We start from the raw sequence: 25,973 nt of genomic DNA on the forward strand, positions 1-25,973 counted from the left end.
GCCGTCACGCTCTGACAGCATCGCCCGAAGGTCCGGACAACAGGAGTGACTCGACGGCGGGGGGGCCGGGTGACGGGGTTCACGGGGGCTGCGGGATTCGTGCTGCTGCGTGCGCGGGCGCACCGGCTTCTGCTGGCCGCCGCGCTGCTCACCGTCCTGCTGACCACCGCCGTCCTGGCGACCCTCACCGCCTACTCGGGCGCGATCGGCGACGCCGCCCTGCGGCACGCCCTGGCCGATCCCCGCAACTCCGCCGACACCGCCCTGATCGTCAAGGCGGACGTGCCACGTGCGGACCGCACCGCCGCCGACACCGCCGTACGCGACGGGGCCCGGCGCACCTTCGACGGCTTCCCCGCGAGCGTGCGCACCCTCCACCGCTCCGGCTCCTACGCCCTGCCCGGCGGGCACGACGCGCAGGAGAACCCGGATCTGGCGTACTTCGCCGCGCTGGAGACGGCACAGGTGCGGCTGGTGTCCGGGCGGCTGCCGAAGCCGACCGGCGACGGCACGATCGAGGTGGCCGTGCCGCAGACCGCGGCCGAACGCCTGGGGCTGCGGGCCGGCGAGCGCCTCACCCTCACCGACCGGCTCGACGGCCCCGCCGCCCGCGTCCGTGTCACCGGTGTCTACCGGCCCTCGGACACGGCGGACCCGTACTGGGAACTGGACGACCTCGGCGGCCGCGGGGTCAAGCAGGGCGGCTTCACCACGTACGGGCCGCTGCTGGCTGCCCCGGACGTCCTGGCCGGCGGCCGGGTGAGCGAGGGCGCCACCGGCTGGGTCGCCTCGCCCGACTTCTCCGCGCTGACCGCCGGCCGGATCGGCGCCCTGCGCGAGTCGGCCGCCACCCACAGCGGCTCCCTGCGCGAGGTACCCGCGCTGCGCGGCGCCACCGCCGCGACCACCGAGCTGCCCGCCGTCCTGGACCGGGTGGAACGCTCCCTGCTCGTCTCCCGCTCCACCCTGCTGATCGTCGCCCTGCTGCTGGTGCTGCTCGCCCTGTACGCGCTGCTGCTGGTGGCGCGGCTGCTGAGCAGCGAACGCGCGGGCGAGACCCGGCTGCTGCGGGCCCGCGGCGCCTCCCGTGCCCGGATCGCGGCCCACGCCGCCCTGGAGGCGCTGCTGCTGGCGCTGCCCGCCGTGGTGGCCGCGCCGCTGCTCGCCGGATCGCTGACCCGGCTGCTCGCCGGACAGGGCGCGCTCGCCCGGATCGGCCTGCACCTGGAGATCCCCGGCGACGGCATGCTCGGCGTCCGGCTGGTCGCGGGCGGCACGGCCCTCGGCTGCGCCCTCGCGGTGACGCTGCCCGCGCTGACCTCGCAGGGGCTGCGGCCCGGCCGGGCCCGTGCGCTGCCCGCCCCGCTGCGCGCGGGCGCGGACGTGGCCCTGCTGGTGGTGGCCGCCGTCGCCTACCGGCAGCTGGACCGGCAGGACTCGGGCGCGGTCACCGACGACGCCTCCGGCACCCTCGGCGTCGACCCGCTGCTGGTGGCCGCTCCCGCCCTCGCGCTGCTCGCGGGCACGGTGCTGACGCTGCGTCTGCTGCCGCCGCTGGCCCGGCTCGCCGAACACCGCGCGGCCGGCGGGCGGGGCCTCGCCGCGGCCCTGGCAGGCTGGCAGCTCAGCCGCCGCCCGATGCGCGGCGCGGGCCCCGTGCTGCTGCTCGTCCTCGCCATCGCACTGGGCATGCTGGCGCTCGGCCAGGGCGCCTCGTGGGAGCGCTCGCAGGACGACCAGGCCGACTTCCGCGCCGGTGCGCCGGTCCGTGTGCTGGCCGCCGGGGACGCCGGGCTCGGCCGCACCGAGGAGTACGCGGCCGTCCCCGGCGTCGACGCCGTCGCCCCCGCCGTCCGCACCACCCAGTCGCTGTCCGGCAACCGTACGGCGACCGTGCTGGCGCTGGACACCGCGCACGCCGCGGACGCGGTGCTGCTGCGCCCCGACCTCGCCTCCGAACCGGTGCGCCCGCTGCTGTCCCGGCTCGGCCCCAAGGGCACCACGGCCGGCACCCGGATCCCCCCGGGCACCACCCGGCTGCGGCTGTCCCTGGCCCTGGACTCCGCCCCGAGGGCCGGTACGACCGCCGATGTGACGGTCACCCTGGAGGACGGCCACGGCACCCCCCACGACCTCCCGGCCGGCACCCTCGCCTCCGACGGCCGCGCCCGCGTCCTGACCCTCGACCTGCCCGGCGTCCGCGGCACGCTGCTGCTCACCGGCGTACAGCTGACGATGTCCCAGCCGTACGGCGTCAGCGAGCGGCACCGCGTCACCGTACGGGAGCTGACCGCGCGGACCGGCGACGGCACGGAACGGCGCCTGGAACTGCCCGCCTCCTGGAGCGCGCGAGCCGGGGTCGACGGCGTGGAGGCCGTGCCGGGCTCCCTGGCCAACCCCACCCAACCGAAGATCACCTCGCGGCGGCCGCCGACCGTCGAGTACGGCACCGGCCACCTCCCGGACGACGGCTACATCGTCCCCTCGGCGGTGACCGTCCGACTGCAGGCCCGGCAGCCTCCCACGCCCCGCATCGCCGCCGTCGCCACCGACAGCTACCTCGACTCCACCGGAGCGCACACCGGCGACCGCGTCGGCCTCGCCTTCGGCGGCCGGACCCTCCCCGTCACGATCGTGGCCTCCGTCCGGGCCCTGCCGACCACCCCCGACGACCACACGGGCGGAGCGGTCCTGGTCGACCTGCGGGCGGTCAACCGGGTCCTCCAGGCCGCCCGGACCCCCGGCGTCGTCCCCACCGAGTGGTGGCTCGCCACGGACGCGCCCCACGGGACGGCGGCCGCGCTGCGGGCCCGGCCCGACATGGACCCCGCCCAGGTGGTGGTGCGCGAGGAACTCGCCGGGCAGCTGCGCGACGACCCCTTCGGCGCCGGACCGGGCGCCGCGTTCGCCGCCGCGGCCCTCGTGGCGGCGGCGCTGGCCGCGGTCGGATTCGCGGTGAGCGCGGCCGGATCGCTGCGGGAGCGGGACGCCGAGTTCGCCGTGCTGCGCGCGCTCGGCGCGGGCCGGCGCGGACTGGCCCGCACGATCGCCGCCGAGCAGGGCGTCCTCGTCGGGCTCGGGCTGGTCGCGGGCACGGCGCTCGGCGCGGTCCTGACCCGGGCGGTGATCCCGCTGATCGTGCTCACCTCGCAGGCCACCCGCCCGGTCCCCGAACTGCTCGTGGAGCTTCCGCCCGGCCGGGTGGCGCTCCTGCTCGCGGCGGTGGTCCTCACCCCGCTGCTGGTGACGGCCGTACTCGCGCTGCGCCGGGCGGACCCCGCGACGGCGCTGCGGCAGGGAGGCGAGTGACGTTGCGTCCGGACGAAGCCGTACAGGTGCCCTGGGTGCGCACCCGGCTGCGGGCCGCGCCCGGCGCCGCGTGGGCGCTGGCCGTGCTGGTCGCGCTGACCGCGTGCCTGGCCGCCGCGTTCCCGCGCGCCCTCGACCGCCACCAGGACGCCGGTCTGCGCCGGGCCGTCGCCGACGCCCGGCCCGACCGCACCACCTTCAGGCTGTACGCGCCGCCGCCCGGGTCCCAGCTGCCCCAGGGCGACCGCGAGAGCGCGATGCGGCCCGCGCGGCTCGCGGCCGGCCAGTCCGCCGTCCTCGACGCCCTCCACGCCCCGTTCGCCGCCGATCCCGAGCAGTCCTCGTACGGGGTGCGCACCGACACGCACATGGAGGTCCCCGACACCTTCCTCGCCCGGCCGAGCGGACTGCCCGCGCATGTCACGCTCGTCGCCCAGAACGCGCTGGCCCGCCACTCCCGTACGGCCGAGGGCCGGCTGCCGCGCGCCGCGGCCGGCTCGGTGACCGCCGGGACCGCCGAGGTGGAGGCGGCGGTCACCGCGGAGACCGCGAAGCACCTGCGCATCCGGGTCGGTTCGGTCATCCACGTCCCCCGCCCGGGGCGGCCCCTGGCCGTACGGATCACCGGCGTCCTCACCCCGCGCGAACCGTCCGGCGCCTACTGGTCGACCCAGCCGGTCCTGCGCACCCCCGCGCTGATCTACGTCCCCGACGACCCCGACCACAGCGCCTACTGGCTCGGCGCCCTGCTGCTCGCCCCCGAAGCCGGCCCGGCGCTCCTCGGCACCGCCGGAGACCCGGTCCGCTACTGGCAGCCGGCTCCCGACCCGGACGCCCTGCACAGCCACGACCTGGACCGGCTGAGGTCCGCGGTGGCCTCGCTGGAGGCCGGCCCGTCCCTGAGCGAGGTCCGCTCGTACACCGACGACCGCACCGAGGCGTCCACCGACCTCGACGAGATCCTCGGCGCCTACGAGGGGCTGCGCGACAGCATCACCCCGCTGATCGCGGTCGCCGCGTTCGGCGCGGGCACGGTCGCGCTGGTCGTCCTGGTGACGGCGGGCGGCCTCGCCGCGGACCGCCGCCGCCACGAACTCGCCCTGCTGCGCGCCCGCGGCGCCTCCCTGACCGGTCTGGCCCTGCGGCTGCTCGGCGAGACCACGACCGTGGCGCTGCCCGCGGCCGCCGCCGGCCTGGGCACCGCCGTCCTCGCGCTGCCCGGCGCCCGTCTCGCCCCCGCGGCGGCCGCCGCCCTCGCGGTCACGGCGGTCGCCTGCCTCGCCCTGCCGCTGCGCGCCGCGGCCGCCCACGCCACCGTCGGCGTGCACACCGTACGGACCGACGTGACCGCCGTACGGCCCTCCCGGCGCCGTACCGTCGCCGAACTGACCCTCGTGGTGCTGGCGGCGGGCGCCGTGGAGACACTGCGCCGGCGCGGTCTGTCCGGCGAGGACGCCGGCGGGGACCAACTGATGTCCGCCGCGCCGGTGCTGGTCGCCGTGATCGCCGCCCTGGTGCTGGTCCGCCTCCATCCGCTGCCGCTGCGGTTCCTGGCCCGCCCGGCCGCCCGGCTGCGGGGCGCGGTCGGGCATCTGTCGCTGGCCCGCGCGGGCCGCGGCTCCGCCTCCGCGGTGCTGCCGCTGCTGGCGCTGTCGACCGCGCTGACCACGGCCGCGTTCGGCGGCTCGGTCCTGGCCGGCGTGCGCGAGGCCCGTGACGCCGCCGCGCTGCTCGCGGTGGGCGCCGACGCCCGCGTCGAGGCCGTCGAGGGCCTGCCCGCCTCGGTGCCCGCGCAGGTCCGCCGCACGGCGGGCGCGGACCGGGTGACCGAGCTGAGCATCGCCTACCAGGCCCGGCCCCGCGGCCGCCAGCAGACCCTGCCGGTGGCGGGCGTCGACCCGGCCTCCTACGCCGCCCTCGCCGGCCGCACCGGCCTCGGCGCCTTCCCCGCGGGGCAGTTGCGCCGGCCCGCCGCGGGGAACGCCCCGCTGCCGGCGTTGGCCTCTCCCGGCGTCGCCGAGTCCTACGGGACCGGGCCCTTCCCGGTGCGGATGCAGGACGGCACGATCGTCACCGTCCGCATCGCCCTCGTCCGGGACCGCACCCCGGCCCTGGGCGGCACCGACTTCCTGGTCGTGGACCGCGCCGGACTCAGCCCCGAGGCGGCCCGGCCGACCGTGCTGCTGCTGACCGGCGGCGTGGACGGGGCCGCGCTGCGCCGGGCGGCGGAACCCCGCGCTGACGTCCGGCTGCGCTCCGAGGAGCGGGGACGCTGGGTCGACTCGCCCGTGCAGTCGGGGGCCGAACGCGTCTACGCCGCCGCGGTCGCCGCCGGATCCGGCTACGCCGTCCTCACCCTGCTGCTGTCGCTGCTGCGCTCGGCCCCCGAACGCCGTGCGCTGCTCGCCCGGCTGCGCACGATGGGCCTCACCCGCGCCCAGGGCCGCCGGCTGCTGGTCCTGGAGTCCCTGCCGCAGGCCGTGCTCGCCGCGCTCGGCGGGGTGCTCACCGGCTGGGCCACGATCCGGCTGCTCGCGCCCGGCGTCGACCTGACGGTCCTCGCCCTGTCCTCCGCCCCCTCCGCGCCGATCCCCGCGGAACTCCGCACGGACGCGGTGTCCCTGGCCGTCCCCGCGGTCGCGGTGCTGCTGGTGACGGTGGGCGTGGCGGCGGCCCAGGCATGGTGGACGGGGCGCCGCGGATCGGTGACGGAACTGAGGGCGGGAGACAGCCGATGACCGGAAGGGACATGATGACGACGGATCCGACGCTCGCCGAGCTGGCCCGGCGGGCCACCGCCGCCCGCGCCACCCCCGCCTTCGGGCACGACGCGCTGATCACCTGCGACCGGCTGGTGCGCATCTTCACCACGGACGGCGTCGAGGTGCAGGCCCTGCAGGGACTCGACCTGCTGGTCCGTGAGGGCGAGCTGATCGCCCTGGTGGGCGCCTCCGGCAGCGGCAAGTCCACGCTGATGAACGTCCTGGCCGGCCTGGACACCCCCACCGCGGGCGCGGCCCGGGTCGCGGGGCGCGATCTGCTCGCCATGACGGCCGGGGACCGCCTCGCCTACCGCCGCGAGGTCGTCGGCTTCGTGTGGCAGCAGACCTCCCGCAACCTCCTGCCGTATCTGACGGCCGCGCAGAACGTGCTGCTGCCCATGCGGCTGTCCGGCTCCCGGCGCCGCCGCAGGGACCGGACCGGACGCGCCCTGGAACTGCTGGATCTGCTCCGGATCGCCGACTGCCGCGACCGCCGCCCCCACCAGATGTCCGGCGGCCAGCAGCAGCGCTGCGCGATCGCGGTGGCCCTCGCCAACGACCCGGCGGTCCTGCTGGCCGACGAACCCACCGGCGAACTGGACTCCCAGACCGCCGAGCAGGTCTTCGGCGCCTTCCGCACCGCGAACGAGCAGCTCGGCACGACCGTCGTCATCGTCACCCACGACCAGGCCGTCGCCACCGAGGTCCGCCGCACGGTCGCCATCCGCGACGGCCGCACCTCCACCGAGGTGCTGCGCCGCAGCCGCATCGACGAGGAGACCGGCCACGAGACCGTCGTCGCCCGCGAGTACGCCATGCTCGACCGCGCGGGCCGGCTCCAGCTCCCGGCCGAGTACACCAGGAGCCTGGGCATGCGCGACCGGGTCGCCCTGGAACTGGAGGAGGACCACATCGGGGTGTGGCCGGACGACTCGGCGGACTGAGGTCCCCGCCGCACGACCGGCCGGACCGGGGCCCGGACCCGTCGGGCGCCGGTCAGCGCACGCTGAGCCCGAGCGCACCGGCTCCCGCGCGCCGTACGGCGACGGAGCCGAAGGGGGTGCGCAGCCGCAGCCACGCGCCGGACGAGAACAGCACGGGGTCCGCGCCCCGCAGGAAGCCCAGCGACTGCGCGGCGTGCACGGCACGCACCGGCAGCCCCGTCTCCCCGACGGTCCGCGACCAGATCTCCCGGCCGATCCGGTCGAGTTCGGCGCGCGTACGGCTCTGCGGCGCGAGTTCCTCCGTGCGGGAGCGGAACTCGGCCACCGCCGCGGCCACCATGGCCCGCAGCGCGTCCGTGGCGGGCAGGCCCGGTTCGGGCTTCCAGCCGCCGCGCGGCGGCAGCACCCCGGCCCACGGCGGCCCGGTCACCGCGGCCGGGACGGCGGCCGTGGCCGCCGACTCCCGGACGCCGTCGAGGAGTTCACCGGCGGAGACGGTGATGTCGAGCGTGACCTCCAGGCCGTCCTCGTACGGCTTGGCCAGGCGCACCGCGCGGATCGCGAGCACCTCGAAGGACGGCGGCCGCCCGAAGACGGCCAGGGCCGTGCCGGCCGCCTGGAGACGCACCGCGGCCGCACGGTCGTAGTGGAGCAGCCGGGAGAGGAAGGCCGCGAGATCCGCCGCCTCCCCCTCGTCGGCCAGCTGGAGCACCGTCATGCGGCGACGGCCTCCTCCTCGGCCCCGGCGTCGGCCCCGGCGTCGTCCGTGTACTCCAGGAGGAACGCGCGTTCCTCCGCGGTGATCCGGCGGGGGCGCTGGGCCTCGAAGTCGAACGGCACGATGACCGTCGCGGCGCGCACGTAGACCAGGTCGCCGTCCTTCACCTCGTAGGAGAGGGTGAAGGACGCCGCTCTGATCTCGGTGACCCACAGCTCGATGTCCACGGGCGTCTGCCGGTGGACGAGCTGCCGTTTGTAGTCGATCTCGTGGCGTGCCACCACGGACCCCTGCTTGAAGTCCTTCTCCGGGCGGAAGAGGAAGTCGATACGGGCTTCCTCCAGGTAGCGCAGGAACACCACGTTGTTGACGTGGCCGTACGCGTCCATGTCCGCCCAGCGCAGCGGGCAGCGGTAGAGGTGGCGCAAGAGATCAGCCCCGGGTCAGCTTCTTGTAGGTGGCGCGGTGCGGGCGCGCCGCGTCCGGGCCGAGCCGCTCGATCTTGTTCTTCTCGTACGACTCGAAGTTGCCCTCGAACCAGAACCACTTGGACTCACCCTCGTACGCGAGGATGTGGGTCGCGACCCGGTCCAGGAACCAGCGGTCGTGGGAGACGACCACGGCCGCACCCGGGAACTCCAGCAGCGCGTTCTCGAGCGAGGACAGCGTCTCGACGTCGAGGTCGTTGGTGGGCTCGTCGAGGAGCAGCAGGTTGCCGCCCTGCTTGAGGGTCAGCGCGAGGTTCAGGCGGTTGCGCTCACCGCCGGAGAGCACACCGGCCGGCTTCTGCTGGTCCGGGCCCTTGAACCCGAAGGCGGAGACGTACGCGCGGCTCGGCATCTCGACCTGGCCGACGTTGATGTAGTCCAGCTCGTCGGAGACGACGGCCCACAGCGTCTTCTTCGGGTCGATGTTCTCGCGGCTCTGGTCGACGTACGAGATCTTGACGGTCTCGCCGACCTTGATGGAGCCGGAGTCGGGGGTCTCCAGACCCTGGATCATCTTGAACAGGGTGGTCTTGCCGGCGCCGTTCGGGCCGATGACGCCCACGATGCCGTTGCGCGGCAGCGTGAAGCTCAAGTCGTCGATGAGGACCTTGTCGCCGAATGCCTTGGAGAGGTTGTTGACCTCGACGACGATGGAGCCCAGACGCGGGCCCGGCGGGATCTGGATCTCCTCGAAGTCCAGCTTCCGCATCTTGTCGGCCTCGGCCGCCATCTCCTCGTAGCGCGCGAGACGCGCCTTGGACTTGGCCTGACGCCCCTTGGCGTTGGACCGCACCCACTCCAGCTCTTCCTTGAGCCGCTTGGCGCGCTTGGCGTCCTTCTGGCCCTCGACCTTCAGGCGGGATGCCTTGTTGTCGAGGTACGTGGAGTAGTTGCCCTCGTACGGAATGGCGCGGCCGCGGTCGAGCTCCAGGATCCACTGGGCGACGTTGTCGAGGAAGTACCGGTCGTGGGTGACCGCGACGACGGTGCCGGGGTACTTGGCCAGGTGCTGCTCCAGCCACTGCACGGACTCGGCGTCCAGGTGGTTGGTGGGCTCGTCGAGCAGCAGCAGGTCGGGGGCCTCCAGCAGGAGCTTGCACAGGGCCACGCGGCGGCGCTCACCACCGGAGAGGTTGGTGACCGGCCAGTCGCCGGGCGGGCAGCCCAGGGCGTCCATGGCCTGCTCCAGCTGGGTGTCCAGGTCCCACGCGTTGGCGTGGTCGAGGTCCTCCTGGAGCTTGCCCATCTCGTCCATGAGCGCGTCCGAGTAGTCGGTCGCCATCAGCTCGGCGACCTCGTTGAAGCGCTTGAGCTTGCCCATGACCTCGGCGGCGCCGTCCTGGACGTTCTCGAGAACGGTCTTGGACTCGTCGAGCGGAGGCTCCTGGAGGAGCATCCCCACGCTGTACCCGGGCGACAGGAAGGCATCGCCGTTGGAGGGCTGCTCCAGCCCCGCCATGATCTTCAGAACGGTGGACTTACCGGCACCGTTCGGTCCGACCACACCGATCTTCGCGCCGGGCAGGAAGCTCAGGGTTACGTCGTCAAGGATGACCTTGTCGCCGTGTGCCTTGCGCGTCTTGCGCATGGTGTAGATGTACTCAGCCAAAGGAAACCGTCCGGCAGCTTGAAATCTGGCAGTGGGCAGATACACCCCATCTTGCCGGACGGCTACCCCTGGGGGGAAATACGTATGGCTGGGGGGCTGTGACCTGCGCTTTCCCGCAGCCGGCGAAAGGTGCATCCCGGGCGGCACCGAACCGGGCCGCCGTGCAGCCATGATCAGGGCGGCGAAGCGGCCTCTTCTCTTCCTCGACGTCGACGGTCCGCTCGTGCCGCTCGTGCCGCTCGGGTAGCTCGGGTAGCTCGGGTCGCCGTCGGCGGACCGCGTCCCGGCGGCCGGCGATCACGGGAACCCTCTGCCGGCACGGCTGGACCCGGGCATCGGGGCACGTCTTCTGGCTCTGGGCTGCGACCTCGTACGGGCCGCGACCTGGCAGGACGAGGCGAACGAGATCATCGCCCCCCGCCTCGGGCTCCCGGAGCTGCCCGTCCTGCGGTGGCCGGACACCGAAGCCGGGGAAGGTCCGCACGGCCTGCACCGGAAGACCCGCCCGCCGGTCGAGCGGGCGGCCGGGCGGCCGGCCGGGCGGGCGGCCGTTCGTCCGGGTGGACGACGGGATCGGTGCCATGGACCGTCAGCGGGTCGCAGCCGCCCACCCCGGCCCGGCCCTGCTCCACCGCACGGACCCGGCCGAAGGTCTCCGGGACACCGGCTTCTCGCAGCCGGCCGACCGGCTCCGCGCCCTGCCGCCCTGGTGACCCGGGGCACCGGCCCCGCCGTGCCGCGGGCAGGGGACGGCGTCAGTCGCGGGGGGCGGGGTGGCGGTCGCGGAGCAGGAGAAGAACCGTGCCGCCGATCAGGACCAGGGCGATGGCCGCGCCGCCGATCAGGGGCGTGGTGTCGGAACCGCCCGTCTCGGCGAGGTTGACGTCGGCCGGGACGCCGCCGACGGTGGCCGGGCTCGGGCCGGTCATCAGCTGGGGGCGCTCGTCGGCCGTGGTGTCGCCCTTGGTGCGGCAGTCGAGGACACCGGTGAAACGCCAGGCCGGGCCGCTCGGGGCCGTGATCGTGAAGTCGTACGCCTGGTCCTCCCGGAGCGGGACGGTCACCGTCTGCGAGGCCCCGGCGGGGATGCTGTGCTCGATGCCCAGCAGCTCGAAGACGAACGGCTCGTCGCCCGGGTTCCGCACGGCGATGTCCACCGCGTCCTCGGCGCAGTTCTCCCGCGCCGAGAGCGCCGGTATCGCCCCGGACCGCGCCCAGACCGCGCTCGCCGTGGCCGACACGGTCGACTCGCTGGAGCCGGCCAGGATCTGCGTCTGGCTGCGGCTGTCGGCGGCGAAGGCCCGCCCGACCGGGACGGTGGTGGACGCCTGCACGGTCAGCTCGGCGGAGCCGTCCGCCGCGTCCTCGGGCACGTCGAAGAACAGCTGGGTGCCGTTTCCGGCCTCGGTGACGTCCTTGCCGTCCTTGCCGACGATCCGCACCCCGCTCGCCACCGCCTCCGCCGGCGGCGTCAGCGTCACACCCTGCGCGTTGGTCCGCACGGTCACCGGGCCGAGCAGCTCGCCGGGGTGCCCGGAGACCGCGGGCGGCTCCAGGGTCAGCGAGGCGCGGGGCTCCGGCAGGGAGCGGGCGCTCTTCTGGAGGTAGTCGGCGAGGCGTTCGGCCTGCGGGTCGAGCGCCTCCACGTCGGCCCCGTCGGACCAGCGCCAGATCGCCACCTGGGTGCCCGCCGCCGCGTCCTGCTCGGTCAGGCCACCGCTGATGCCCGCCCGGCGGGCCAGCGCCGCAAGGTCGTTCACCTGCGGATAGGAGTTCCGCAGGATCCAGCCGATCCGTCCGGCGTCCTTGTTGCCGCCCAGCGAGGTGCCGCTCCAGGACGTCTCGCGGTACCGGGCCTCCCGCTGCGCCGGGCTGTACAGGTCGACGCAGTACGTCTGCAGGGTGCCGCCGCCCTCGACGGACATCTCGAACAGGCCCGCCGGGACCTCCTGGTCCCCGCCCTCGGCGTGGACGACGGCCGTGCCGTAGGTCTCCAGGCCGTCCATGGTGGCGACCGCCCCGCCCTGCTCGCGCGCCCCCGAGTCGGCGGCGGCCGGACCCGCACCGGCCAGCACAGCGGCCACGACGAGCCCGGACGCCAGCGTCGTGGCGGCCAGGCGTGCCGGGCCCCGCCGACGGGCGGTCACCGCGACCGGCACGGAGAGCGAAGTCATCACACGATTCCCCTTCGAGCAGGACCGGTTGCGACGGATCAGGCCGGACGGGGACCCACCAGCAGCACCAGAAGCCCCGAGAGTTACCCCGGCATCCTAGGGAGGCGGCACACCGCACCCGCCCCGTCATATCGTCGGATGATCGATCCGAATCGCAATCGTTATCGCCCGAACCGGCCCGCGAGCAGGGCTCATCGACAAATCCACCGGTTCCTTCACCGCGAGTTCCCCGGCCGGCCACAGCTTCTCCCCCGTCGGCCTGATGTCACGTCACCGATGCCGTGCCGGGATCCGGTTGAGGCTCCGGCCCGCCGTCGGCCCCGGCCGACGCGGCCGCCGTGTCACCCGTCGGCGTCTCCCAGTCGGGCTCCGGCCCCTGCCGGTCCCCGCCGGACTCGCCCGCCTCCGCCCTGGCGCCGCCCCGCCGGAAGGCCGACGTGCCCCGTGCCAGGTCGTGGCCGATCGCCACCGCGTCGATGTCGGCGGACGTCCAGTTCTGCCCGTCCCGCACGTCCTGGCGCACCTTCAGCCGGCCCTGGACGACGACGGGGTCGCCCACGCCCAGCGAGGCGGCGGCGTTGGTGGCCAGCTGGCGGTTGGCCCACACCGTGAAGAAGTTGGTGTGCCCGTCCGTCCACGCGCTCTTCTCGCGGTCCCAGTAGCGCGCGGTCACCGCCAGCCGGAACCGCGCCGACGCGCCCGCCGCCAGCTCCCGGTACACCGGCTGCGTCGCCACCCGGCCGACCGCGCAGATCATCGTCTCGTTCATCGCGAACCCCTCCCGTGCCCGGCCTCGACCGCCGGGCGGACTCCCGTACGGGCCCGCCCCGTACGGCTGCGCCCAGACTGCCGCGCCCCGTCCGTCCGCACCGCGCCCTGTGGACCGTCGAGCGCCCTGTGGAGAACCCCGCCACCCGCTCGGGCGACCCGCCCGGCCCCACGGGGTCGCCCACGGGGTCGCCCGCGAACGCCCCGACCCGGGACAAGGGGCTCCCGATCCGGAAAGGGGCCTCACGCCTGTTCGCGCGAGACCCCTGGTCACACCCCCGTCCACCCGGCACCCGTCCGCCCGGCACCCGTCCGCCCGGCACCCCGGGCGTCGGCGCCCCGGGCGTCAGCCCACCCCCACCCCCAGCACCCTCCCGTACTGCTCCCGCACCTCCCGGTACCGCAGCAGCTCGGCCGCCACCGGGTCCAGCACCCGCGCCCTCCCGCACCCCGCGGCCGCCTCCCGCAGACGGCGTTCCGCGTCCTGCCCGTAGCGCCGGGCGGGTCCCCGGGCGGCCATCCGGCAGCCCCACTCCACCAGCGGGCCCCCGACGATGCCGAGCACCATCAGCAGCACCGGCACCCCCAGGTTCGGGGACATCACGCCGATGATCTGGCCGAGCAGCCACAGCCCGCCGACGACCTGGAGGATCGTCATCGCGGCCTGGGCCAGCACGGCCACCGGCCACCAGCCGGGGCGCGGCGGCCGGCCCGTCGGCAGGGCCGCCCGGGCACCGAGTTCGTCGAGCGCCTCGGGCAGCCCGTGGGCACCCCGCGCCGCCGCCTCCCGGACGGCCTGCGCCCACGCCGCGGGCAGCCCGGCCGCGGCCCGGTCGGCCACGATCCGCACCGCCTGCTCCACGCGCTGCCGGGCGGTGGCCTCCTCGTCGGCCTGGTCGCGCAACGACAGCCGTCCCGTGGGGGATTCGATCCGGCCCTGGTACCAGCGCCACAGCCGCAGCCAGGGCGTCCCGCACGCCCGGTTGGCGTTGCGCAGCCAGGCGCGCTCGGCCGCCTCGCCCGCCGCCCCCGCGCCCACGGCGTCGGCGAGCCGGGCGGCGAACTCCTCGCGCGCCTCCTCGCTGAGCCCGGCCGTCCGGCCGGTGGCGTACACGGGCCGCAGTCCGGCCGCGGCCGCGTCCAGATCGGCCGCGACCCGCCGGGCGGGGGCGCCGCGCTCGGCGACGAACCGGCCGAGCGACTCGCGCAGTTCACCGAGCCCGTCCCCGGTCAGCGCGGACAGCGCGAGCACGTGCGCGCCGGGTTCGCCGTACTCGCCGAGGGCGATCCCGTCCTCGTCCAGCAGTCTGCGCAGATCGTCGAGGACCTGCTCGGTGGCCTCGCCGGGCAGCCGGTCGACCTGGTTGAGGACGACGAACATGACCTCCGCGTGTCCGGCCATCGGCCGCAGATAGCGCTCGTGCAGGACCGCGTCGGCGTACTTCTCCGGGTCCACGACCCAGACGACGGCGTCCACCAGCGCCAGGACCCGCTCGGCCTGCTCACGGTGCTGCACGGCCGCCGAGTCGAGGTCGGGCAGGTCCACCAGGACGAGCCCGTGCAGCTGGGCCTCCGCCTCCGGGCTCTGCACCGGCCTCCGGCGCAGGCGCCCCGGGATGCCGAGACGGTCGATGAGGGCCCCCGCCCCGTCGCTCCAGCTGCACGCGATGGGCGCGGACGTGGTGGGCCTGCGCACCCCGGTCTCCGAGATGGTCACCCCGGCGAGCGCGTTGAACAGCTGGGACTTGCCGCTGCCGGTGGCACCCGCGATGGCCACGACCGTGTGCTCTCCGGAGAGCCTGCGCCGTGCCGCCGCCTCGTCCAGGACCCGGCCCGCCTCGGCGAGCGTGCGGCTGTCGAGCCGGGCGCGGGAGAGTCCCACCAGCTCGCGCAGGGCGTCCAGCCGCGACCGCAGTGCCCCGTCGTAGGCCAGCGGGGCCGCGGTCTGCGGGACGGCCGTCCGGCTCTCCGCCGTCGCGGCCGCCTGCTCGCCCTCGTTCACCCGCCGCGCGATCAGCCCGTCGTCCCAGGCACCCGCGTCCTCACCCCGACCGGCGTCGTCGCCGTGGCCGTGGCCGTCGCCCGCTTCGCCGCCCGTACGACGTGACGCCACGGCACCGTCCACGGGCGCGCGCCCGTCCCCGGACGGCTCCGCGGGGCCTACGAGCGGGGCGGACGGGGCGGAGGCATCGGACGCCTCGGCGGCGGCACCGCCGGACAGCCGCCCGTCCCCGCCCGAGGAACCCCCGGAGGCGGCGGAACCCATGGACCCCGCAGAACCCCCAGAACCCCCAGAACCCACGAGACCCCCGCGTTCCCCGGAATCCCTGGAACCTCCGGAATCCCTGGAACCTCCGGAATCCCTGGAATCCCGGAAATCCCCGGAGCCCGTCACCGCGCCGGTGTCCTCCGCGGCCCGCGCGCTCTGCCGGTTCCCCGTGTGGTCACGCTCGTGATCCTGGTCAGTGACGGCGGTCACCGGTCACCTCTCCTTCTGCAGTACGGACAGCGCGGCGATGAGCTCGGCCTGGGGCCCGGGGTGGACGTCGAGCCCGTCGAGGGGGGCGAGACGCCGCTCGCGTTCGGTGTGCAGCACACGGTCGACGGACTCGGCGAGCAGCCGGCCGCCCCGGTCCCGCAGCCGCAGCGCCCCGTGCGCCCCGAGCCGTTCGGCGAGGCCCTCGCCCGCGGAGCGCGCCCGGCGGCCGCCGAGCAGCACGACGGCGACCAGTGCGGCGATCGCCTCGGGGTCGGGGGCCTGCCCCCGGTCGAGCTCGCGGACCTCCTCCTCGGCGTACTCCTCCAGCTCGCGCCGCCAGCGCCGTACGGCCAGGCCGATGCGGTGCTCGGCGCCCTCCAGCTCCGGGTCGCGGGACTGGAGCTCGGGAGCGAGCGCGGCGGGTTCGCGCCGCCAGGTGTCGTCGACGCGTTCGTCGGCGGCGGTGACGGCGCACAGCAGCAGGGCGCTCAGGCTGTCGACGAGGGCGTCCACCAGCTCCCGCGCGGTGCAGTCGAGGGGGAAGGCCCGCCACCGCTTCAGCGCGCCGCCGGCGAGGACCGCTCCCGACTGCAGCCGGCCGCGCACGCGCGCGTGCTCGCTGTCGTAGGCCGTCTCGACGGCCGCGGTGAGCCGGAGCGCGGCCGCGTGCTGCGCGGCGGCGGCACCGGCCAGCTCGGGCATGCGGGACCTGAGCGAGTCGAGGACGCCGTACGCCGTGCGGGCCATGGCGTGCTCGCGGGCGGCGGCGTCCTGGGTGTGGTGCACGAGCCAGGTGCGCAGCTGGGCCACCGCGGTGGCGGGCAGCAGCCCGCCGCCCCAGGCCGACTCGGGCAGCTCGGGGACGGTGAAGCGGGGCACCTCGCCGAGGCCCGCCTTGGTGAGCAGGGCGCCGTACTGCCGGGACACCTCGGAGACGACCTGATGGGGCACCCGGTCGAGCACGGTCACCAGCGTGGCGTCGTACTCCTTGGCGGTGCGCAGCAGGTGCCAGGGCACGGCGTCGGCGTAGCGGGTGGCCGTGGTGACCATGATCCAGATGTCGGCCGCGCAGATCAGCTCGGCGGCCAGGACCCGGTTGTCGGCGACGAGGGAGTCGACGTCGGGCGCGTCCAGCAGGGCCAGGCCGCGCGGGAGGGTGTCCGCGGTCTCGACGCGCAGCACGCGCGCGGGATGCCCGCCGGGCAGCAGCAGGTCGTCGCCCGGCTCCTGCTGGGGCACCCACATACGGGTGAGGTCGGGCAGCACGCGCATCCCGCTGAACCAGTGGTGATCCTCCGGATGGCACACCAGCACCGGTGTGCGGGTGGTCGGCCGCAGCACTCCGGCCTCGCTGACGCGGCGCCCCACCAGGGAGTTGACGAGGGTCGACTTGCCCGCCCCGGTGGATCCGCCCACGACGGCCAGCAGGGGTGCTTCGGGATCTCTGAGCCTGGGCACCAGATAGTCGTCCAGCTGCGCGAGCAGGTCGTCGCGGTTGGCACGCGCGCGTGGGGCCCCCGCCAGGGGCAGCGGGAAGCGTGCGGCGGCGACACGGTCGCGCAGCGCGGAAAGTGCGTCGAGCAGTTGAGGCCGTACGTCCAAGGTCACCACATGCGAAGAATGCCCAATTTCAGGGGAATTCTGAAGCATATAGGCATCTCTGCGCGCCGACAGGACACAAGGGACGGAAGGTGCGACCGGGACATCGGCCGAGGCCAGGCATAACGAGTGCACAACACCAGTGGCGCCGGACGTCAAAAGCGATGCACGATTCGTAACTGCCTGCGATTATCAGGACCGCTTCACCGAACCTCCACATCGAGCCACGGAGGCGAGGCGACAGGGACATGGATCGGGGAGCCCTATCCTTGTCCCCGGCGATGTCAGGGATCAGCCCCGCCGGGGCCCCCGGACAGAGGCCACCGCACCGGCCCCCGTAGCTCAGTGGATAGAGCAGGCGCCTTCTAAGCGCTTGGCCGCAGGTTCGAGTCCTGCCGGGGGCGCCCACCACATCCGACCAGCGGAAACGCTGGTCCTGTTCTTTTCCGGCCGGATGCGCGTCGCGCTCAGGCCGAGCGCCTGTAGACGCCCTCGCTGCGGTCCAGGTGCTGAAGATCGACCAGATATCGCCGTAGCGTCACATGGTCGACGTCCCCGTTCTCGCACCAGGCGCGGAGTTTGCCGTCGACCACGCGCTCCGGGTAGTCGACGTCCGGGACGAAGGTCTGCTCGGCGATGTACCGCAGGACCAGTTTCTTGCGGCCCCACTGGGCGGGCAGCCTGAGCAGCCGTCCGTCGCGCACGAAGGTGCGCAGGACCATGTCGGTGCGGTCGTCGCCCGTCCGCGGGGCGGCGGCGGGCTCGGGGCGTCCCACGCGGGCCAGTTCGCGGAAGAGGCCGTAGCCGACGCCGAGGGCGCCGTCCTCGCCGGTCGTCACCGCGCCCTGTTCGCACAGCCGCAGCAGCGCGCCCGCGGCCCCCTTCGCGGTCAGCCCGGCCCGCTCCGCGACCTCCTCGGGGCTCGCCGCCCCGAGCACCACGGCCGCGAAGGCCCGCGCCCGGCTCTCCTCCGCCAGCAGCCCGGCAAGCCGGGCCCCGGTCACGTCCGGTGCCGTCCGTGCACTCGTCGTCGTCATCCCGCGAGGCTAGTCGAGGGCTTTCGCCGCGACGGAGCGAATTTCGCGGCCCGCTCCCGCCCCGCCACCCCGGACTCTGTTCAGAACGAGTGATCCATCCTTCTGCGCCGTGACCCGCCCACACCGCCCGCGTTGAACGGGAAGTGCGGCGGCGAGCCCCGTCGTCGCGCTCATCGAGTCAAGAAGGAGAACGTGATGTCTCGCATCGCTAAGGCGGCCGGAGTCGCTCTCGGCACGGGTGCCGTGGTCCTCGGCGGCGCCGGCATGGCCCTGGCGGACTCGGGCGCCCAGGGCGAGGCCGTCGGTTCGCCGGGTGTGCTGTCGGGCAACCTCGTCCAGGTCCCCGTGCACGTCCCGGTCAACCTGTGCGGCAACACGGTCAACGTGGTCGGCCTGCTCAACCCGGCGTTCGGCAACACCTGCGCCAACATCGACGGTCACCACCACCACAACGGCGGCTACGGCGGCTGACGCCCGCGCACACACGAGAGCCCCGGCACTCCGAGCGCCGGGGCTCTCGTCCGTCCCGGCACGCCTCACGCGTACCGGTAGATCCGGCTGACGTCCTCCAGCTGGTCCGGCGTCAGGTTCCATGGCGGCAGCTTCTGGTTGCGGGCGACGACCCGTCCGTGCTGGGCGTGGCCCGCGGCCGGCGGGCGGGCCGGCAGATAACGGTGCACGCTGTGCCGTCGCTGCCAGCGCTGCCACTGGAGGTCGACGAAGGCGTGATGCAGCCAGAACACCGGGTCGTTGACGGAGGCCCCGCCGACCATCGCCCCGCCGACCCAGCGGTGCACCCGGTTGTGGGTGCGCCAGGCGGCACTGCCCCGGCCGCTCCCCCAGCCCTCCAGCTTGTTGCGGAAACCCCGCGCGGCCGTGGAGTCCCAGGGCGAGACGTCGTACACCGGGTCGCTCAGCGCCCCCTCCAGATCGCTCCTGGTGGGCAGGGCGATCGGGTCGCGAGCGCGGCCCAGGTCGCGGGTGAGGAACTTCCCGTCGGTCACACCCTCCTTGAGCGTCCAGTTGCCCGTCCGGTAGGCGAACGGCCCCGTCGTCACCTGCCGGTCCCGGCTGCGGCCGTTGCCGCCGAGCAGGTCGGCCGTCCAGGGCGCCGACGACGCCGTGCGGTCGCGCGTCCAGTCCCAGTACGGCAGCGACACCGACGCGTCGACGCGCCGCAGCGCCTTCTCCAGCTCGATCAGGAACTGGCGGTGCCAGGGCAGGAAGGACGGCGTCATGTGGGCCGTGCGCAGTCCGCCCTCCCCGTCGGCGACGTAGTGCTCGATGTGCATCCGCACGAACTCGTCGTACTCGCCGCGCCGTTTGATCTCCAGCATCGCCTTGACGAACCGGCGCCGCTCGGTGCTCGTCAGGGTGCTGACGTCCTTACGGACGTACGCCATGGTGTCCCCCCTCATGGGTGTGGTGCCCCGTGCCGGCGGAGCGGCCCGCCGCCTCGCGCAGCTTCTGGACCGGGCCGAGTTCGTCGACCGCCGCGCGGGCGGCCTCCAGCGGGGTGGGGTAGGACGCGTAGTGGTCGACCATGGTCAACCAGGTGCCGTCCGCGCGGCGCATCAGGTGCAGCGGGCGGCCGTCGACGGTGACATGCCACTCGCCGTCGCCGAAGGTGCGCCCGGGCAGGTTCCTGACGCCCCGGATGTGATGGCCCTGGTAGACCTCGTCGAACGCCTCGCCGCCGGGGCGGGCGTCGTCCGGCCGCTCCCGGTGCACGGGCCGGGAGGCCGCGACCACCGGGGCGAGCGCCAGGGCGCCCGCCGAGGCGAGCAGCCCGCGCATCACGTCGCGGCGCGTGCCGCTCGCCGGTGCGGGACCGGGCGGGCCCACGGGTCTCGTGGGTCCCTGGTCCGGCCCGACCGCCACTCCGCCGACATCAACGACCATCGCGTTCTCCTCGTCCGGTTCGGTCCGCTCGCTTCCGTACCGGCTAACCGCCGGCGACCCCGACCGGTCACCGTCGGTACGCCCCTCCGAGGAACGGCCCGCCGACCCCGCGGGCCCGGACCGGGCACTCCGTCCGGACCCCGGTGCACAGCCGCCGTCGCCCGCCCCTTCCCCCGTGGACTCTCCGCCGCCGTCCGTCCGCGCCGGCACGGCCGTATCCGTACGGCCGTACCCGTACGACCTGGCTCGTACGGCCGTGCCCGTACGGGTTACCTGCCGTCGTCCAGGCCCAGGTCCGCTCCCGGGACGGTCTGGAGGACCGGGGTGAGGACGCCGGCCTCGGGCAGCTTGAGGCCGGGCAGACCGAAGGCGTCCGGGTTCGGCGGGGTCAGCGGGGCGTCCAGGGTCAGGCCGGGGGCCAGGGTCCGCAGGCCGGACGCGGGGGCGTCGACGGCGAGGTGGTCGAAGCCCTCACCGAGGACGTGCGGCAGCGGCGCGTGCAGGCCGAGGCCGGGCAGTCCGCCGCTGACCGGCAGTTGCGGCACGGCCCGCTCGGGCAGCAGCCGGCCCTCCACGTGCCGCGGCCCCGCCGGATCGCCCGGCATCGGCACGGGCACCTCCCCGCCGACCTCGGGCAGCTCCAGGCCCAGGGAGCTCTCGGCGCCCTCCAGCGGCACGGGGACGGGGACCGTGCCGGCCGCGGCGGCGGGAGTCGCGGCGGCGCCGACGGCGGCCGCCACTCCGGCGAGAACGGCGGCGAGGGTTCCTCTGGTGGTCGGCTTCATGTCAGGCACGGTCCCTTTCCGGGTGGGCTTTCCAACGTCCGTACCTCGTAACGACTCCGGGCGCGCCGACAGCCGACAATTCCCCCGGCAGCCTTAGTAGTACGACTGATCAGCTTGTCCAGAAGTCCCACCAGCGCGTCAGCACCAGCATGCCGATCACCCCCAGATGCAGCACCGGCGGAACCCAGGTGAACTCGTCGAGGAAGGCCCTCGCCCGGCCCGGCGCGGGCAGGAGACCCCGGCGGACGGTGAACGAGAGGACGTACCAGAACAGGACGACGGTGGCGATCCACGCCAGACAGCACCACAGACACAGCGCGTTGATCCGGTACAGCGACTGGAACTGGAGCCAGGTGACGAAGCCGACGCCGAACAGACAGCCCGCGAGAAAGGTCAGCCAGTACCAGCGGGGAAAGGCGGCGCCCGCGAGCAGGCCGGCTCCGACGCAGACGACGACGGCGTAGGTGACCAGACCGAGCATCGGGTTGGGGAACCCGAATGCCTCGGCCTGGTCGCTCTCCATGACGCTGCCGCAGGACACGACCGGGTTCAGGCTGCATCCCGGGGTGAAGCCGGGATCCTCCAGGAGCTTGAACTTGTCGAGGGTGATGACCCAGGAGGCCAGCAGCCCCGCCGCTCCGGCGATCACCAGCAGCAGGGCGAAGGCACGGGAGCTGCCCGCGGAGCCGCCCGCCCGCGGTCCCGCGGTGGCGCTCACGCCGGTCAGGCGCGCAGGCTGCGCGCGGGCAGGACGATGTGCGCGGCGGCGGTCAGGGTGGCGTCGGCGCCCGCGAACGCGGCCAGCGCCTCGGGCTCGACCGGCTTGCCCGGCTCGGCCTCGGGCCAGGGCCGGGTGGTGAACACCAGGTAGGCGTAGCCGCGTTCACCGACGGCGGCGAGCCACTCCGGGGGCGCCGGGCACTGGGCGGTCAGGGGCGGCATGGTGAGGACGGCCTGGCCGGCCTCGACGAGGAGGCTGACGGGCAGGCTCGGCTGGGCAGTGCCGTCGACGACGTCGCCGCCCACGGGCAGGTTCCGGTCGGCGAGCAGCCGCTCGACGGCGGCGCTGGTCGCCTCGGGGCCGTCGGGTCCGTCACCGAGGGTGTAGGCGAGCAGGTAGGGCATGTCGCCGCCGTCGGGGGACTCACCGCTCCAGGTCATCACGACGAGCGTGCCGAAACCGGCGGGGCGGAAGGCTGTGCTGGGGGTTGTGGTCACCGCGCGACCATATCGGCGGGTCCGAACGCCGCCCGGCGCGTTCTCACCCGCCCGGGGGACCCTTTCCGCGTGCTCCACACGAACGAGGGAAACAGCCTCGAACAGAGCCGCCGCGGACCGGTCCGGAAGCCGATTCCGCACCCTCGCGGCGGATGCACGGAACCGGTTCCCCCGGCGTTCTCCTCGAATTCCTCGGAATCGGCGGAATCCTCGATCTCCTCGGAATCGGCGGGGAAAGGCGTCAGCCCTGGAGCGGCAGGCCGCCGAGCAGACCGCCGCCCGCGTTCAGGGCGGTGGTCGCACCCTTGACGGTGTTCAGCACGGAGTCCTTGTTCTCGGTGTTGAGCGCGTCCGACTGGTGCTGGAGCGGCATCACGTCGGCGGGCTGGAGATTGCCGCTGGTGAGGGTGTTCACGGCGCCGTTGAGGCTGGTGGGCGTGAGGTCGGCGGTGCTGTGGGCGAACGCGGGAGCGGCGGCACCGGCGAGGGCCAGGGAACCTGCGACGACAGCGGCAGCCTTCAGGGACTTCATCGTGTTCCTTTCTTCGACGACGCGCACCGTCTGGTTCCGGCGCGTGTCGCCAGCGGGAATTCTGACGCCGTGCACAACGAATCAGCACCGGGCCGGAAACCCCGTGGACGGAAGAATTTCCGCACCGCACCGCCCCGTCCTGAACCGCACCGCCCCTCCCCGCCCCGCCTCTCCCCGCCCCGCACCGCCCCTCCCCGCCCCGCCCCGGAACGACGAACCGGCCGCTCCTCCCCGGGGGAAGAGCGGCCGGCCGCGCTGGACGCGTCGCGACGTCAGTCGTTGACGCAGGTGTTGCCGAAGGCCGGGTTCAGCAGGCCGATGATGTCCACGGTGTTGCCGCAGACATTGACCGGCACGTGAACCGGAACCTGGGCGACGTTGCCCGACAGCACACCCGGGGAGTGGGCGGCGCCGCCCGCGGCCTCGGAGTCCGCGGCGGCGACACCGGCGCCGCCGGCGACGGCCGCGACGGCGGCGGAGGTCAGGACCAGGCCCTTCGCGATACGCGACATGGAGAAATGCTCCTTGGGGGTTGACGCAAACATCCGGGCGGGGATGCCCGGCGCTGTGAAAACGCACGGCACGCCGGTGAGTTGTGCCGCCAATGGGGTGATGTCACCGAGACTCCGGGCCACCATTCCGACACACATACCCGGATTGTGACGATTAGTACGGATAGCGGCTAGAGTTGCGGACCTCCCGACGCACCCCTACAGCAAGCAAATCGCACGAAAGGGTCGGCCGGTCATGTGCACTCCTCAGGGTTTCCTGCAGCTCCGTGCCGCACATCCGGCCGTCACCGGCGCACAGGGGGCGCGCGTGCCGGCGTACACGCGCGCATCCCGCGACGACCGCGCGCGCACGCCCGGACGCGCCGTGAAGGTGTTCGAACCGGGCAGGGGTCCTCGGCGCGGCGGTGACCAGCCGGCCTTCCGGCTCGTTCCCTCACGGGACGCGGCATGGGCCGGCGTGCTCTTCGTCACCGTCAAAGCCCTGCACTGAAGCGCGTTCCCGCACGTTCCCAGCGTCACCCGTGAGCGAGGAAAGCCGCGCATGCACCAGTCATCACACGACCCTCCGCCGCGGGTCCTCCACATCACCCAGCCCGTGGACGGCGGGGTCGCCCGCGTGGTCGTCCAGCTGGTCCGCGCCCAGGTGGCGGCGGGTGCGCACCTGACCGTCGCCTGCCCCGGCGGCCCGTTCGCCGACGGGCTCGCGGCCGCCGGCGCCGAGGTCCGGCACTGGGCCGCAGGCCGTTCCCCCGGGGCCTCGCTGGCCCGCGAGGTGCGCTCCCTCGCCCGCCTGGTCGCGGAGGTACGGCCCGAACTGGTGCACGCGCACAGCGCGAAGGCGGGGCTGGCCGGCCGGCTCGCGGTGCGCGGGCGGATCCCGACCGTGTTCCAGCCGCACGCCTGGTCGTTCGAGGCGGTCGGCGGCACCACCGCGGCGCTCGCCCTCAAGTGGGAGCGTCTCGCGGCCCGTTGGGCCCACCGGACGGTGTGCGTGAGCGCCGCCGAGCGGGAGCGGGGGGTGCGCGCCGGGATCGCCGCGCGGTGGAGCGTCGTACCGAACGGCGTCGACCCCGAGGTCTTCCGTCCGGCCGCCCGGGACACCGTACGGGCCGTCCCGCTGCCCGGGATCGGGCCCGGGGCGCCGCTCGTGGTGTGCGTGGGGCGGCTGTGCCCGCAGAAGGGGCAGGACGTGCTGCTCCGGGCGTGGGGCGAGGTGGCGCGGCGGGTGCCCGGTGCCCGGCTCGTGCTCGTCGGGGACGGGCCCGACCGGCGGCGACTGGCCTCCTCGGCACCGGAGTCGGTGCTGTTCGCGGGCGCCGTCGGCGACACCCTGCCCTGGTACCGGGCCGCCGATCTGGTGGTCCTGCCCTCGCGCTGGGAGGGCATGGCACTGGCGCCGCTGGAGGCGATGGCCTGCGGACGGCCGGTGGTCCTGACGGACGTGGACGGCGCCCGCGAGAGCCTCCCGCCGGACCTCGCACCCCGCTGTCTGGTGCCCCCGGGCGACCCCGCGGCGCTCGCCGCCGCCCTCGGCGGCCTGCTGCTGGACCGGCACGCGCGCGAGTCGCTCGGCGACCTGGGGCGCCGGCACGTCCTGGCCGCGCACGACGTACGGCACACCGCCGGGGCGGTCGAGGGCGTCTACCGCGAGCTGCTGGGCGGCGCATGGCCTGCGGCGCGCGTCGCGCCCACCGAGTACAGGGAGTCCATCCACTCGTGACCGCGGAAAGCACCTTCCCCACACCCGGCGCACCGTCGCGCGACCACCGGTCCTCGCCCCTGTCGGTGCTGCCGCCGCGCGGCCGCGCCGCCGGTTTCCACTTCCCCGTCCGCAGACGCCGGGCCCGCCCCCTGTCGCCCCTGCCGCTGCTCCTCGCCGACGGCACCGCCGCGCTGGCCGGCGCGCTGGCGCTCACCCACCGCCGCCCGGTCCTGGTGGCCCTGCTGGTGGCCGCGGCGGTGCTGCTGCGCCCCCGCCGGCCCCACCGTGTGCAGGGCGTCCTCGACGAACTGCCCGCCGTGTGCGGCCGGGTCACGGTGGCCTGGCTGGGGCTGGCCGCGCTGCTCGCGGCGCACTCCCCGCACACCGCGCTGTCCGCCCGCACCCTCGCCACCGGTGTCGCGGTGCAGTGCGCCGCCGCCGTCTGCGGACGGGCGTTCGTGCACCGGCGGCGCCGTGTCGCGCTGCTGCGCCGCCCGCGCTCCGCGCTCGTGGTCGGCCCCGCGGCGACCGCGCAGCGGGTGGCCGCCGCCGTGCTGCGCCACCCGGACTGCGGGGTGCGGCCGGTCGGCGTCGTGGCCGCGCGCCCCGACGACACCGACGGGCTGCCGGTGCTGACCAACGGCTCCGAGGTGCAGCGGGCCCTGATCCAGAACGCCGTACGCGACGTCCTCGTCGTGCACCCCTCGGCGCGGGTGCAGCAGGCGCCGCTGCTGCGGGCGCTCGCCGAGTCCGGGTGCGAGGTGTGGGAGCTGGACGCCGACTCGCCCTCCCACGAAGCCCCCGAACTGCTGGCCGGGTTCGCCTGCCGCAGGCTGCGGATCGGCTCGCGGCAGCGCGGCAGCATCGGCAAGCGACTGCTCGACGTGGTCGCCTCCGGGGTGCTGCTGCTCGCGGTCAGCCCGCTGCTGCTCGCCTTCGCGACAGTGCTGCGGTTCATCGACGGACCCGGGGTGGTCTTCCGCCAGGTGCGCATCGGCAAGGACGGACGCCCCTTCACGCTGCTGAAGCTGCGCACCCACCGCCCGGCCGACGAGCACGAGTCGGCGACCCGCTGGAGCGTGGCGGGCCAGCGGGACATGCCGTGGTTCTGCCGCTTCCTGCGCCGCACCTCCCTGGACGAGCTGCTCCAGCTGTGGAACGTCTTCCGCGGCGACATGAGCCTGGTCGGCCCGCGTCCCGAACGCCCCTTCTTCGTCGGCCAGTTCAGCCGGACCCATCCCGGCTACGCGGCCCGTCACCGCATGCGCACCGGGATCACCGGCCTCGCCCAGACCAACGGGCTGCGCGGCGACACCTCCATCGAGGACCGGGCCCGCTTCGACAACGCGTACATCGACAACTGGTCGCTGTGGCAGGACATCTGCATCCTGCTGCGTACCGCGGCCGCGCTCGTGCGTCCGACGGGGAGCTGACC

Annotated in this window: 21 protein-coding genes, 1 tRNA gene and 1 pseudogene; 8 read left to right on the top strand and 15 right to left on the bottom strand. The window is 74.8% G+C overall.

What is annotated here, in order from left to right; all coding sequences use genetic code 11:
• Positions 1-69 precede the first annotated feature (69 nt).
• The 3 genes from ACIQGV_RS04520 to ACIQGV_RS04530 are packed head-to-tail and all read left to right on the top strand — an operon-like array spanning position 70 to position 7,015.
• Positions 70-3,309: an FtsX-like permease family protein gene (locus ACIQGV_RS04520; RefSeq protein ID WP_402490348.1), complete on the top strand. Its 3,240-nt coding sequence runs from the start codon at positions 70-72 to the stop codon at positions 3,307-3,309.
• On the top strand, positions 3,306-6,047 hold the full coding sequence (locus ACIQGV_RS04525; protein WP_402490351.1) for an FtsX-like permease family protein: 2,742 nt from the start codon (positions 3,306-3,308) through the stop codon (positions 6,045-6,047). Before ACIQGV_RS04520 ends, ACIQGV_RS04525 begins: the two co-directional genes overlap by 4 nt.
• A gap of 14 nt (positions 6,048-6,061) precedes the next feature.
• Complete coding sequence (locus ACIQGV_RS04530) at positions 6,062-7,015, top strand: ABC transporter ATP-binding protein (protein WP_402491030.1); 954 nt, start codon at positions 6,062-6,064, stop codon at positions 7,013-7,015.
• A 52-nt stretch (positions 7,016-7,067) separates the two neighbouring features.
• Here the strand turns inward: ACIQGV_RS04530 and ACIQGV_RS04535 are convergent, their stop codons facing one another.
• From ACIQGV_RS04535 to ettA, 3 genes are read right to left on the bottom strand one after another with little or no spacing between them, the layout of a single operon-like run.
• Positions 7,068-7,733 (bottom strand): hypothetical protein, encoded by a 666-nt coding sequence (locus ACIQGV_RS04535; RefSeq protein ID WP_402490354.1) that lies wholly within the window; start codon positions 7,731-7,733, stop codon positions 7,068-7,070.
• Positions 7,730-8,161: an acyl-CoA thioesterase gene (locus ACIQGV_RS04540; RefSeq protein ID WP_402490357.1), complete on the bottom strand. Its 432-nt coding sequence runs from the start codon at positions 8,159-8,161 to the stop codon at positions 7,730-7,732. The genes ACIQGV_RS04535 and ACIQGV_RS04540 overlap by 4 nt, the downstream gene beginning before the upstream one ends.
• A 4-nt stretch (positions 8,162-8,165) precedes the next feature.
• Positions 8,166-9,830, bottom strand: coding sequence for an energy-dependent translational throttle protein EttA (ettA, locus tag ACIQGV_RS04545; protein WP_402490360.1), 1,665 nt, complete (start codon positions 9,828-9,830; stop codon positions 8,166-8,168).
• A 169-nt stretch (positions 9,831-9,999) separates the two neighbouring features.
• On the opposite strand from ettA, the pseudogene ACIQGV_RS04550 reads away from it, so the two are divergent.
• Positions 10,000-10,543, top strand: a pseudogene (locus tag ACIQGV_RS04550) (hypothetical protein).
• Positions 10,544-10,585: 42 nt separating this feature from the next.
• Here the strand turns inward: ACIQGV_RS04550 and ACIQGV_RS04555 are convergent.
• The 4 genes from ACIQGV_RS04555 to ACIQGV_RS04570 form a co-directional block, all read right to left on the bottom strand.
• Positions 10,586-12,004: a TQXA domain-containing protein gene (locus ACIQGV_RS04555; protein WP_402490362.1), complete on the bottom strand. Its 1,419-nt coding sequence runs from the start codon at positions 12,002-12,004 to the stop codon at positions 10,586-10,588.
• Between the two features lie 265 nt (positions 12,005-12,269).
• Complete coding sequence (locus ACIQGV_RS04560) at positions 12,270-12,773, bottom strand: single-stranded DNA-binding protein (RefSeq protein WP_402490365.1); 504 nt, start codon at positions 12,771-12,773, stop codon at positions 12,270-12,272.
• Positions 12,774-13,118: 345 nt separating this feature from the next.
• Positions 13,119-15,251 carry a GTPase gene (locus ACIQGV_RS04565; RefSeq protein ID WP_402490368.1) on the bottom strand — a complete coding sequence of 711 codons (2,133 nt, stop codon included), beginning with the start codon at positions 15,249-15,251 and terminating at the stop codon, positions 13,119-13,121.
• Positions 15,252-15,254: 3 nt separating this feature from the next.
• A complete protein-coding gene (locus tag ACIQGV_RS04570; protein WP_402490370.1) occupies positions 15,255-16,862 on the bottom strand; it encodes a dynamin family protein in 1,608 nt (535 codons plus the stop codon).
• 319 nt (positions 16,863-17,181) lie between these two features.
• Between ACIQGV_RS04570 and ACIQGV_RS04575 the strand changes: the two genes are divergently transcribed.
• Positions 17,182-17,254, top strand: a tRNA-Arg gene (locus ACIQGV_RS04575).
• A gap of 63 nt (positions 17,255-17,317) precedes the next feature.
• Here ACIQGV_RS04575 and ACIQGV_RS04580 read toward each other — a convergent pair.
• Complete coding sequence (locus tag ACIQGV_RS04580; protein WP_402490373.1) at positions 17,318-17,887, bottom strand: DUF2087 domain-containing protein; 570 nt, start codon at positions 17,885-17,887, stop codon at positions 17,318-17,320.
• 195 nt (positions 17,888-18,082) lie between these two features.
• Between ACIQGV_RS04580 and ACIQGV_RS04585 the strand changes: the two genes are divergently transcribed.
• On the top strand, positions 18,083-18,358 hold the full coding sequence (locus ACIQGV_RS04585) for a chaplin (protein ID WP_402490376.1): 276 nt from the start codon (positions 18,083-18,085) through the stop codon (positions 18,356-18,358).
• Positions 18,359-18,423: 65 nt separating this feature from the next.
• Here the strand turns inward: ACIQGV_RS04585 and ACIQGV_RS04590 are convergent, their stop codons facing one another.
• The 7 genes from ACIQGV_RS04590 to ACIQGV_RS04620 all read right to left on the bottom strand — a co-directional run bounded on the left by ACIQGV_RS04590 (position 18,424) and on the right by ACIQGV_RS04620 (position 22,836).
• Complete coding sequence (locus ACIQGV_RS04590) at positions 18,424-19,290, bottom strand: tyrosinase family protein (RefSeq protein ID WP_402490379.1); 867 nt, start codon at positions 19,288-19,290, stop codon at positions 18,424-18,426.
• Positions 19,274-19,789: a tyrosinase family oxidase copper chaperone gene (locus ACIQGV_RS04595; RefSeq protein WP_402490382.1), complete on the bottom strand. Its 516-nt coding sequence runs from the start codon at positions 19,787-19,789 to the stop codon at positions 19,274-19,276. The genes ACIQGV_RS04590 and ACIQGV_RS04595 overlap by 17 nt, the downstream gene beginning before the upstream one ends.
• A gap of 269 nt (positions 19,790-20,058) precedes the next feature.
• Complete coding sequence (locus ACIQGV_RS04600; RefSeq protein WP_402490384.1) at positions 20,059-20,574, bottom strand: hypothetical protein; 516 nt, start codon at positions 20,572-20,574, stop codon at positions 20,059-20,061.
• Positions 20,575-20,683: 109 nt separating this feature from the next.
• Positions 20,684-21,292, bottom strand: a complete 609-nt coding sequence (locus ACIQGV_RS04605; RefSeq protein WP_402490386.1) for a vitamin K epoxide reductase family protein — start codon at positions 21,290-21,292, stop codon at positions 20,684-20,686.
• Positions 21,293-21,297: 5 nt separating this feature from the next.
• A complete protein-coding gene (locus tag ACIQGV_RS04610; RefSeq protein ID WP_402491033.1) occupies positions 21,298-21,735 on the bottom strand; it encodes a DUF5949 family protein in 438 nt (145 codons plus the stop codon).
• 298 nt (positions 21,736-22,033) lie between these two features.
• Positions 22,034-22,324, bottom strand: coding sequence for a hypothetical protein (locus tag ACIQGV_RS04615; RefSeq protein ID WP_402490388.1), 291 nt, complete (start codon positions 22,322-22,324; stop codon positions 22,034-22,036).
• 272 nt (positions 22,325-22,596) lie between these two features.
• Positions 22,597-22,836, bottom strand: coding sequence for a chaplin (locus ACIQGV_RS04620; RefSeq protein ID WP_402490391.1), 240 nt, complete (start codon positions 22,834-22,836; stop codon positions 22,597-22,599).
• 541 nt (positions 22,837-23,377) lie between these two features.
• Between ACIQGV_RS04620 and ACIQGV_RS04625 the strand changes: the two genes are divergently transcribed.
• Together ACIQGV_RS04625 and ACIQGV_RS04630 are read left to right on the top strand one after the other, a co-directional pair.
• On the top strand, positions 23,378-24,556 hold the full coding sequence (locus ACIQGV_RS04625) for a glycosyltransferase (RefSeq protein WP_402490393.1): 1,179 nt from the start codon (positions 23,378-23,380) through the stop codon (positions 24,554-24,556).
• Positions 24,553-25,971, top strand: coding sequence for an exopolysaccharide biosynthesis polyprenyl glycosylphosphotransferase (locus tag ACIQGV_RS04630; protein ID WP_402490396.1), 1,419 nt, complete (start codon positions 24,553-24,555; stop codon positions 25,969-25,971). Before ACIQGV_RS04625 ends, ACIQGV_RS04630 begins: the two co-directional genes overlap by 4 nt.
• Positions 25,972-25,973: the final 2 nt, after the last annotated feature.

Source organism: Streptomyces sp. NPDC093094, from assembly GCF_044754345.1.
Classification (GTDB): domain Bacteria; phylum Actinomycetota; class Actinomycetes; order Streptomycetales; family Streptomycetaceae; genus Streptomyces.